Here is a 10,725-nt window from a genome sequence, read left to right on the forward strand (position 1 = left end):
CTTTTTAAAATTTAAAATCATAAATTTTAGTCGACAATTTCATATTCCACCGGAATTGTACCTCTGTCGGTATCTCCGATTTCATCGAACGCTGCTTTAGACATATCTAAAGCTCTTGATGAATGGTAAGGTCCTCTATCATTTACTTTCACTATTACCTCTTTACCATTGTTAAGGTTCGTTACCTTAATGTTTGTTCCAAATGGAAGCGTTCTGTTGGCTGCGGTGAACTTTGCATTATCAAAGATTTCTCCGCTTGCAGTTTTTCTACCGTTAAACTTATCGTGGTAGTACGATGCATAACTTGTTTTTTTCGCATCTATGGCATTCATTTTGAAAGAATAAATACCAAGGGTTGAAATCATCATTATGATTACGAGAATGAATCTTTTCATCATTTTGAAATTTTATTGGTTTTGACTGGGGCAAATCTATAAGGAATCTTTTAATACACCTATTTTATTTGTTAACAAGTGTTAATGAAAATAAAATTTTATGTTAATATTTTTCTTAACTCCCTATGAACAGGCGATTTAGATGCTATTGTTAAAAAGTGTTAAAAAATAATGTTAAAAGTTAACAATTTTAACTAAATTATTCAGATTAAGACATTTTTAACACAAACATTTCTCTATTAATCAATAAGTTAATGAATTTTATGATTTTATTTTTTACGAAAAAATTTATTGCAGATTTTAGTCTACGAACAATTTTATTAAAATTGCTGTATAAAGCTAAACGGAAATTTATAGCATTAAAATAGGATACATAAGGAGATCAAATAAGATAAAATTATCCTTGCTAAATAACCTATATACGCACTTTATATAAACTAAAAAACCAATGAGGAATCTCATTGGTTTTTAAATATTGTCTATTTGTTATTATTCAAATATTATTTGAAATATTCTAATACATAGTCGTAAGTATCTTGCGGATATACTACAGACATACTTTGAGAACCGGTAATTGCAGCACCTGTAGTAACGTCATAAGAATATAATTCTTTAGAATAAACTACTTTATTTCCAGTTCCTGATTTCTTATAGATTGTAATTCCATATAAAGAAGTCATTCCGGAAGGAGCAGGAATTGTAACTGAAGTAGAAGTACCTGTAGTCGTAAACTGACCTTTAATACCGTAAACCTGAGCTCCATCTACTTGCGTATTGGTAACAGTTTCAGTTGTTGCAAAATTTACTCTTGGATTTTGACCTAATGGTAACCACTGCCCTGTAGATGTTGCGTAAGCATTTCCTGATCCACCTGTGGGATTAGAAAAATAGTAGTATCCAGGCGTGACAGATTGATTTCCAATCCCGGATCCAGTTGCTGGAGTGGTACCAGTTGCGGAGTTATAAACAATCATACCGTCATAAGCAGTAGGAAAGTTTAAAGCTCCAGTTGTCTGTGTGACAAAGGTAAATGTTGTAAGATTAGTTCTAGGAAAAGTAAGACCTTTTCCAATATTTGTAGTTGTTGTAAATCCGTTAGCAGATGCATCTAAGAAAACAGATTGCGTACCAATTGTTGAACTGATTGGGTTATTGGAACGAATTTGGGCAAATGCAGTATTCGTTAAAGCAGCGAATGCCAATATAATTGTTGTAAATTTTAGTTTCATTATGATATGTCTTTAAATTATTTTTAAATACTATTTTTAGAATCCACTATAGCTATACCAGTTAGTACCGTCACAAATATACACTAATGACCCTCCAGACTGAATAGGAGATACAGTAGCAGTGGAATGCGCACCGCTTATACCAAAACCTGCACCATTAGTAGCATCGATAAAAGTAATCATTTTACCATTAGTTTTAGTTAGAGTGGCTAAATTAAAATTAGTATTAGAAGTTACTAGAATTGCATTACCTAAGTCTGCATCAGAAATTGTAGAACCTGTTTGAGCTCTTACAGTCATTGCAGCAGAAGCAGCACTTACAAAAGGTTTCCATTCAGGAACACTGTTATCAAAATAATAGAAACCTGCTCCGGTAACTTTGGTTGTTCTAGTTGTTGAACCTGTACCAGAGGTAACATACACAATTGCACCATCCTGAGGTGCTGCATAATTGTTAACAGTGTTGTCTTTAGCTACCAATTGTGAAGCTGTCATACGAGGAACTAATAAAGCATCTGCTTTAGTTGGGTCAGCAGGAGCACCTACAACATCCAAAGTCGCAGCGGGAGTAGTTGTATTAATCCCCACTCTTCCTTGCTGAGCCTGAGCGATCGCTACAAATCCGACTAACATAGTCGCTGTTAATAAAAATTTTTTCATAAGTTTTTAAAGATTTTAAATTACATTTTAACCAATGAATGCATTGTTAAATCAGGATACCATACCCAATTTGTGCATTCATTAATATAAATAAATATTTTTAATTATATAATTTCAAAAAATTATTTTCACATTTCACAAGAGTCTAATTTTTAGCTCAATAGTTATGTAAAATCTCTTTATTTCGCAAAGTTAATATTTTTAAAATTAATTTTCATAACAATACATAAAAAAGTTTTAACATTTTAATTTTCAAAAATAAAATAATATTGAAAATCAAACAATTAAATTCTATTCAAGCAATGCTTTATTAATGTTAATTTTTATTAATCATTGAATAACATTATATTAATGAAAACAATATACGATTTTTTTTACTAAAAATCAAACAATTGGGAATAATTTTAAATTAATTCGCCATACAGATCAAATTCCTCAGCAGAGGTAATTTTTACTTCTGCAAAATCACCGATGGAAATGTATGTATTTTCAGCAGAAACCAATACTGTGTTGTCTACATCGGGAGAATCATATTCGGTTCTTCCGATGAAATAATTTCCTTCTTTTCTGTCGAATATACATTTATATATATTGCCAATTTTCTCCTGATTTTTCTCCCATGAAATCTGAGACTGGATTTCCATAATTTCTTCCACTCTGGCTTCTTTCACTTCCTGCGGAACATCATCTTCCAGAACATATGCTCCTGTATTTTCTTCATGAGAATAAGTAAAACAGCCCAGTCTGTCAAATCTTTGTTCTCTTACCCAATCTTTCAGCTCATTGAAAATTTCCTGAGTTTCTCCGGGATAACCAACGATAAGCGTTGTTCTGATTGCCATATCCGGAACTTTCTCTCTGAATTTTCCAAGAAGAGCATCCGTTTTTTCGTGAGTTGTCCCTCTTTTCATCGATTTTAGTAAATCTGAATTGATGTGCTGAAGCGGAATGTCTATATAGTTACAAACTTTGGGTTCTTCTCTGATGATATCCAGAACATCTTCCGGAAATCCGCTTGGAAAAGCATAATGAAGACGAATCCATTCAATTCCTTCCACTTTTACCAATTCTTTCAAAAGCTCTCCAAGCGCACGTTTTTTATAAATATCTAAACCGTAATAAGTAAGATCCTGAGCGATAAGAATTAATTCTTTGGTTCCTTTTTTTGCCAATTTCTGGGCTTCCGTAACCAGTTTTTCAATCGGAGTTGAAACGTGACCTCCTCTCATGAGAGGAATTGCACAGAATGAACACGGTCTGTCACAGCCTTCTGAAATCTTTAAGTATGCGTAATGTTTTGGTGTAGTGGTAAGTCTTTCCCCAACCAATTCGTGTTTATAATCTGCCCCTAAATGCTTCAATAAAACAGGAAGATCTCTCGTCCCGAAATACTGATCTACATCCGGAATTTCTCTTACCAGATCAGGCTTATATCTTTCGGAAAGACATCCCGTCACAAAAACTTTCTCAACTTCACCTCTGTTTTTTGCTTCCACATAGTCGAGAATGGTATTGATGGATTCTTCTTTGGCATTGTCTATAAATCCGCAGGTATTAATTACAACAATGTCTCCTTTGTCTTCATGCACCACTTCTTTGCCATTGGCTCTAAGCTGACTCATTAAAACTTCGGAATCATACACATTTTTGGAACAACCCAACGTTACTACATTTATTTTTTTCTTCCCTACAGATTTTGTACGCATCTTTTTGATTTTGAGTTTGCAAAGATACAAAATATTGAAGAGTCTGTATTAAAAAATAAAAGCCACTTCAACAAGTGGCTTTTAGTATATTTAAAAATTCTTTTCTTTAAAACTTGCTGCATTTTCATCTTTTTCAGAAAGTACAGCTTCACTGTCGGAAATTTTCCAGTCGATATTCAGATCCGGATCGTTGTATTTTACACATCCTTCTGATTCTTTATTATAAAAATTATCGCATTTATATGAGAAAACGGCAGTTTCGCTTAAAACAGAAAATCCATGTCCAAAACCTCTTGGAATATAAAGCTGTGTTTTATTTTCCGCTGTAAGCTCAATCCCAAACCATTTTCCAAATGTAGGTGAATCTTCTCTAAGATCTACGGCTACATCCCAAACTTTTCCCTCAAGACAAGAAACCAGTTTTGCCTGTGCGTGTTCTCCTTTCTGTAAATGAAGACCTCTCAAAACGCCGTAAGAAGATTTAGAAATGTTATCCTGAACAAAATGACCGTTCATTCCGGTAAGTTCCTCGAATTTCTTTTCATTGAATTTTTCGAAAAAATAACCTCTGTCGTCTTCGAAAATTGTAGGCTCTATAATGTAACAGTCCTTTAAAGGGGTTTCTTTTATTTTCATAACTTATATTTCTTGAATCAGTTATTATTATAATTTATATTGTTTTTTAAGGCTCCATTTTAATGCGAGATAAATACTGCCTATCGGAATGAAAATCACAGGAATAACAATCCAGATTGCCCAGTGTGAATGTATTAAAAATAAATTTATAATTGCCTGTACCAAAGCATAAACAAAACTTATCAGCAGATGAGAAACCTTTTTTTCGTTGGCAAAGAGCTGATATAAATGTCTTCTGTGCGCCTCAAATATATTTTCTTTAAGCAACAATCTTTCTATTATGGTAAGAACTACTTCGATTCCGTATACAGAAAGAAGTAGTATATACTTATAGTCCTGAGTTTTCATAATCAGTAAAGTAATAAGACCGATTACCCAAAAAGCGATAGCCATACTTCCTACATCACCCGCGAAACATTTTGCTTTTTTTCTGAAGTTAAAGAACAGAAAAACGATGCAGGCTAAAACAGGATAAAGAATAAAATTTTCATCGGTGAATGAAATTACCTTTTCATTAATGTACAATAATGATGATAAGCCGACTAAACTGTATAAACCCGTCATTCCGTTGATGCCATCCATAAAGTTATAAGCGTTCAAGGTTCCAATAATCAGAATAAACAATATGGGCCAAACCCAGATTGGCATCACATTAAAGGCTCCTGTAAAATACAGCAGTAAAACCACAGAAATAAAATGAACGGACAGCCTTATTTTATTTGAAAGGGTTACAATATCATCTATAAAACTGATGGCAGATATTGCCAATAATCCCAAACCAAATGACCAGTAGTTGTGTACAAATTCATTAAAATTAAATACAGAAAAAATAATGAAGGCAACAGGAAAAATAATTCCTCCTCCCCTCAATGTGATCTGTGTATGTGCACTTCTGTGATTAGGCTTATCTATAATATTGTATTTATCTGCTATTCTAAAATAGATGAGCATAGAGATAAAAAGCAGAATTGTTACGATTAAAAATTCCATAGTTTACAGTTGAAATTTTTCTATTACGTTTGAAGGATTATAATTTAATTCTCTCTTTATTTTTTCATTGGAAAATGTAAGAGAATCTGTTATTTTTCTCAATTTTAAAGAATTAATCGGAGCTTTATTTCCCAATATGTCACCCGCTAAAGCCATTGATTTTGCCAGAAAAAAAGGAATACTTTTCGGAGATTTCTTTTTTAATTTGGCTGATATTTTTTCAGAGATTTCTTTAAAAGCAGGATTTGCATCATCACAAACATTATAAATTCCACCCTCTTTTCCCAGCATTTTAATGGTTATCTCAGCAAAATCTTCCACCCAGAATACACTTTTTCTTGCTGTTCCTCCTGCAATATTAAAATATTTTCCCGATTTAATCGCATTAATCATATCTCCCAGATTCCCCGGAGGATTGGGTCCTGCAATTAAAGAAGGTCTGAGAATGAACAGTTTTACCTTCTTTTCTTTGCACCATTTGGTAAGAAATTCCTCTGCCATCAATTTGCTTTTAGCGTAAGGAGTATATCCTTCCAAAGACATATCTTCAGTTATATTTTCACCGAAATCTTTACCATAAACTGCCACTGTGCTTATAAAAACAAAATATTCCGGCAAATTTTCTTCCAAAGCGTTACAAAGGTTTTTTGTTCCTTCAAAATTTACTTTGTAAAATACACTTTCTTCTTCCTGAGTTTTAGGAACAGAATGAGCTTTACCTGCAGCATGAAAAATAATATCAAACTTTTCTTTAAAAGGAGTTATGGCATCGGTAATATTAAATATATAATCTGCATTGGAAGTTCCAAAGGTCTTTACTTCAAAATTTTTCTTCTGAAGCAAAGGAATTACATTTTTTCCCAAAAAACCGTTGGCTCCTGTAAATAGCACTTTCATTTAAATAATATTATAAAATTTATTCAGTATGATCTCTTCTGAGAATTTTTCCTCTGCTACTTTTCTTGCTTTTTGTTTCATTATTTCTAATTCTTGAACAGACGTTTCATCAAAAGAATTAAAAAAATCCAGAATTTTCTGTTCTTCGAAATGCTGAAATGAATACCCAATATTTTCTTCTCTTAAAAGTAAATCTATTTCGCTGTTTTTTTCTCCAACATATAAAACCGGTTTTCCAGCAGCTAAAATATTGTACGTTTTTGAAGGAACTCCCAATCCGAACATTTTAGGCGCTAAACTTACAAATGATACATCTGCCTTATTTAATACCTGAAGCTGATCTTCTCTTGAATAAGCTCCGTCAAAGAAAACATTCTTCAGCTTATTTTCCTCTACATATTCCAACATTGTATTCTTAACAGCTCCTTCTCCGACAAAATGAAAAACAAGACGATCGTTTTTCACTTTTTTTATAATATGCAATAATTCAATTAATCCCTGAACTCTTCCTAAGTTTCCGGCATACTGAAAAATGATTCTGTCTTTTAAAGACGAATCCTCATTAAGTACTTCTTCTTTCAAGAGCGGATAAATACCTTCTGTATCTCCCCAGTTTTCAATGATCTCAATTTTCGAATGGCGGTTATATTTTCTGATTTTAGCTTCAATAACTTTCTGCATATCTCTGCCTAATATAATCAGCAGATCAGCTTTTGAATACGCTTTATCAAAAATACTTCTGAGAACTCTGTATAATACTGACTTTTCAGATTTAATGATTCCGGCAGGAATGGTATTTTCGGGAAAAACATCATGAACCAGAATAACTAATTCTATTTTTTTAAATCTTTTAAGGATTGAAACAAGCAGAATTAAAGGCGCCGGATTCGTAACCATAAAAACCTTTTCTCCGTTTTTAACGTTTTTCCAAAGATAGAAAAAGATAGAAAGAGACAGAAAAACAAATCTTAGAGATCTGCTCAACAGACTGTTTTTGTTTCCGCCCCACCCTTTTATTCTGTGAACATTTACGCGGGAATCCAGACTAAAATGACTGCTTTTGTTTTGCTTGTCATACACAGGATCTCCGCAAACAACTTTTACATGATACTTTTCCGAAAGTCTGTTTGCTATTTTTGAAAGAATAAAAGAAGTTGAAGTTTCTTCAGGATAAAAAAGTTCAGTTGCGATCCAGAGATTTTTCATTATTTTTTGCTCCAAACAACTCTGTTAACGTAATCCGTATAACTCAGAATAATTCTTACCATTTTCTCTGAAACATTCGGCATTGAATAATCTGAAACCGGTCTGTAATTTCTTTCTGCTCCTACTTTCTGCTGTTGAAGCTGCGTTAATCCCTGCAAGATTCTTTCCGGAGATAAACCGACCATCATTACGGATGCCTCTTCCATTGCTTCCGGTCTTTCGTGTGCATCTCTGATGTTTAATGCCCTGAAATTTAAGATAGAAGACTCCTCTGAAATAGTTCCCGAATCTGATAAAACCGCATAACTTCTCATCTGTAATGCATTATAATCATGGAATCCAAGCGGTTTTAAGAACTGAATTTCCGGTCTTACCTCAACCTGCTTTTTATCGATCATATTTCTGGTTCTCGGGTGTGTAGAAACAATGATCGGATAGCCAAATTTTTCTGCAATGGCATTTAAACTTTCTATTAATCCGTTGAAGTTTTTCTCAGAATTAATATTTTCTTCTCTGTGAGATGATACTACAAAATATTTTCCTTCTTCTAAATTCAGACGGCTTAAAACATCTGAACTTTCGATCTGAGGAAGATAATGATTCAGCACTTCAAACATAGGAGAACCCGTTTTGATGATTCTGTCTGCAGGAAGACCTTCTCTTAAAAGATATTCTCTTGCGATATCTGAATACGTTAAATTAATATCTGCAGTGTGATCTACAATTTTTCTGTTGGTTTCTTCCGGAACTCTCTGATCGAAACATCTGTTTCCTGCTTCCATATGGAAAATAGGGATCTGTCTTTTCTTGGCAGGAATGGCACAAAGACAAGAGTTGGTATCTCCCAAAACCAAAAATGCTTCAGGCTGCAATTCTTCCAGCAAAGGATCTATTTTAATTAAAATATTCCCCACTGTTTCTGCTGCTGTTTTACCTGCTGCTTCCAGAAAATAATCCGGTTTGCGAAGTCCCAGATCTTCAAAAAAGATCTGGTTTAGCTCGTAATCGTAGTTTTGACCTGTATGGACGATAATATGTTCAACGGCCTCGGAAGCATCCAAAGCTGATAATACTCTTGATAGTCTAATGATCTCCGGTCGTGTTCCTACAACCGTCATTACTTTTAGTTTTTTCATTGTATTTTTTTTGCCTTTGCAAAGATAAATTTTTAATGTCTGTTTATTGGAGAAGCCCGTAAAGTTTATAATTAAATATTATTAAACTTCTACAAAATAGGTATCTGAATCTTCCGGATTAAAGGGTTCATTGATCCAAAAAATGGTGTACAGTTCTTCTTCTCCGATGTTTTTAATATTGTGGGTATACCAAATCGGCATATCTACATAAGCAGGTTCATTTCCGTCTAAGTAAAAATCCAGAACCTCATCGCTGTCTACTTTTCTTAATTGAATAAGAGCCTTTCCTTTAATTACCGCAAATCTTTCGATTTTTCTTGTATGAAAATGGTTTCCTCTGGTAATTCCCGGAACGGTAGTGGAAAAAGAACACTGTCCACCGATTCCCAAACGAATTACTTCCACAAAAGCTCCTCTCGGATCGGTGTGCTGTGTAAATTTTACGGGATAATGATTTTTAATATCAAAATAACAGCGGAATGTATTGAAAAGATTGAGATCGAATTTCGTTTCCAACACTGGAATTTCTCCGCTATCAAAATAAAGTTTTTTGTAATTTTCAAGTTTAGCTAAAACTTCAGATACTTTATTTACGGATGTGTGAGGAAGTTCGTATAATTCGTTGGTTTCTGAAATTTCTATCTGATTGATGATTTCCTGCACAAGTTCTCCGACGTAGATCAGTTTTACTTCTCCGTCATTATCAATCACAGGATTTTCGCCGTGGGTAAGTTTATGACAGAATGTTGCAATGAAAGAATTGTAATTCGGTTTTCCAAAAGGTCCGAAAACGTTAGGAATAATCATCCCTGTAAATTTACCTCCATTATTTTTTGCCCAGTCTGCAAATAATTCCCTGCCTTCTTTTTTAGATTTACCGTACAGATTATCCTTTTCTTCCTGAGAAGATGAAGAGAAAAGAACGTGTGCTTTTGATCCTGTTCTCTGTAAAGAGTCTGTCAGTTTTTTAACAAGCTCTACATTATTATTGAAGATTACTTCCGGATCGGGATGACGATTCATGGCTGCAAGATGTACAATGACATCACATTGCTTCACAAAGTCGTCCAGTTTTTCAGGAGAGTCGAAAAAATCTCTTTCGAAAGAAATTCTTTCAAATTTTTCAGGCTGTAAGCCCAAAGTGTTATATAAATGCGAACCAACGAAGCCGTTTTGTCCGGTAATTCCTACTTTTTTCATTGTTATAAATTTTTAAAGTAATCAATAGAAAATCGATTGGATATGCAAATAAAAATTCCAGTATAAGTTAAGCTACATTTTGATAAATTTTGTTTTGATTGTTAAACTCTTCAATAGTTTGATAATTCAATGCACTATGGCGTCTTTTTTTGTTGTACCAGATTTCAATATATTCAAATATTTCCAGCTCCATTTTTTCTTTTGTAATAAGCTTGTTTCCATAAATCAGTTCTGTTTTCAAAGATTTGAAAAAGCTCTCCGCCACGGCATTATCCCAGCAATTTCCTTTACGGCTCATACTTCTTGTAACACCATAAAATTTCAAAGTATTTGCAAATTTTATGCTTGCATATTGAACGCCCCTGTCGCTATGAAAAATTAATCCTTCCCCTATTTTTCTGTTTTTGACCGCCATTTTCCAAGCAGCAAGACTTGTCTTTTCGGTGCTCATTCCGTTGCTTAAACTCCATCCAATAATTTTTCTATCATACAAATCAATCACTGTTGTTAAGTATAAAAATCCTTCTTTGGTTTGAATATAGGTAATATCAGAAACCCAAACTTGCGCAGGTTTTTCGGCAATAAAATTCCTGTCCAATACATTTTCTACCACCAAATAATTATGTTTAGAGTTTGTAGTCACTTTAAATTTTTTGCTTAATTTACTTCT

11 protein-coding genes are annotated in these 10,725 nt (G+C 33.5%); all 11 read right to left on the bottom strand.

Annotated features, from left to right (window positions below; genetic code table 11):
* Positions 1-26: 26 nt before the first annotated feature.
* Positions 27-398, bottom strand: coding sequence for a septal ring lytic transglycosylase RlpA family protein (locus H6W52_RS02365; protein WP_087709300.1), 372 nt, complete (start codon positions 396-398; stop codon positions 27-29).
* Positions 399-895: 497 nt separating this feature from the next.
* Entirely contained in the window at positions 896-1,624 is a 729-nt protein-coding gene (locus H6W52_RS02370) for a hypothetical protein (RefSeq protein ID WP_087709302.1), read from the bottom strand.
* Between the two features lie 36 nt (positions 1,625-1,660).
* Positions 1,661-2,284, bottom strand: coding sequence for a hypothetical protein (locus H6W52_RS02375; protein WP_087709304.1), 624 nt, complete (start codon positions 2,282-2,284; stop codon positions 1,661-1,663).
* Positions 2,285-2,688: 404 nt separating this feature from the next.
* Positions 2,689-3,990, bottom strand: coding sequence for a 30S ribosomal protein S12 methylthiotransferase RimO (gene rimO / locus H6W52_RS02380; protein WP_116096018.1), 1,302 nt, complete (start codon positions 3,988-3,990; stop codon positions 2,689-2,691).
* Between the two features lie 90 nt (positions 3,991-4,080).
* On the bottom strand, positions 4,081-4,626 hold the full coding sequence (gene rfbC, locus H6W52_RS02385; protein WP_087709307.1) for a dTDP-4-dehydrorhamnose 3,5-epimerase: 546 nt from the start codon (positions 4,624-4,626) through the stop codon (positions 4,081-4,083).
* Positions 4,627-4,653: 27 nt separating this feature from the next.
* Complete coding sequence (locus H6W52_RS02390; protein WP_116096017.1) at positions 4,654-5,616, bottom strand: MraY family glycosyltransferase; 963 nt, start codon at positions 5,614-5,616, stop codon at positions 4,654-4,656.
* A 3-nt stretch (positions 5,617-5,619) separates the two neighbouring features.
* Positions 5,620-6,513, bottom strand: coding sequence for an NAD-dependent epimerase/dehydratase family protein (locus H6W52_RS02395; protein ID WP_116096016.1), 894 nt, complete (start codon positions 6,511-6,513; stop codon positions 5,620-5,622).
* Entirely contained in the window at positions 6,514-7,719 is a 1,206-nt protein-coding gene (locus tag H6W52_RS02400; RefSeq protein ID WP_116096015.1) for a glycosyltransferase family 4 protein, read from the bottom strand.
* Positions 7,719-8,855 carry a non-hydrolyzing UDP-N-acetylglucosamine 2-epimerase gene (gene wecB / locus H6W52_RS02405; protein ID WP_116096014.1) on the bottom strand — a complete coding sequence of 379 codons (1,137 nt, stop codon included), beginning with the start codon at positions 8,853-8,855 and terminating at the stop codon, positions 7,719-7,721. Before wecB ends, H6W52_RS02400 begins: the two co-directional genes overlap by 1 nt.
* 81 nt (positions 8,856-8,936) lie before the next feature.
* Entirely contained in the window at positions 8,937-10,055 is a 1,119-nt protein-coding gene (locus H6W52_RS02410) for an NAD-dependent epimerase/dehydratase family protein (RefSeq protein ID WP_116096013.1), read from the bottom strand.
* Positions 10,056-10,122: 67 nt separating this feature from the next.
* A partial coding sequence (locus H6W52_RS02415) for an IS3 family transposase (protein ID WP_185216442.1) occupies positions 10,123-10,725 on the bottom strand: 603 nt, incomplete at its 5' end.

This window comes from Chryseobacterium sp. C2(2020) (assembly GCF_014218915.1).
In the GTDB taxonomy this organism is placed as follows: Bacteria; Bacteroidota; Bacteroidia; order Flavobacteriales; family Weeksellaceae; genus Chryseobacterium; species Chryseobacterium mucoviscidosis.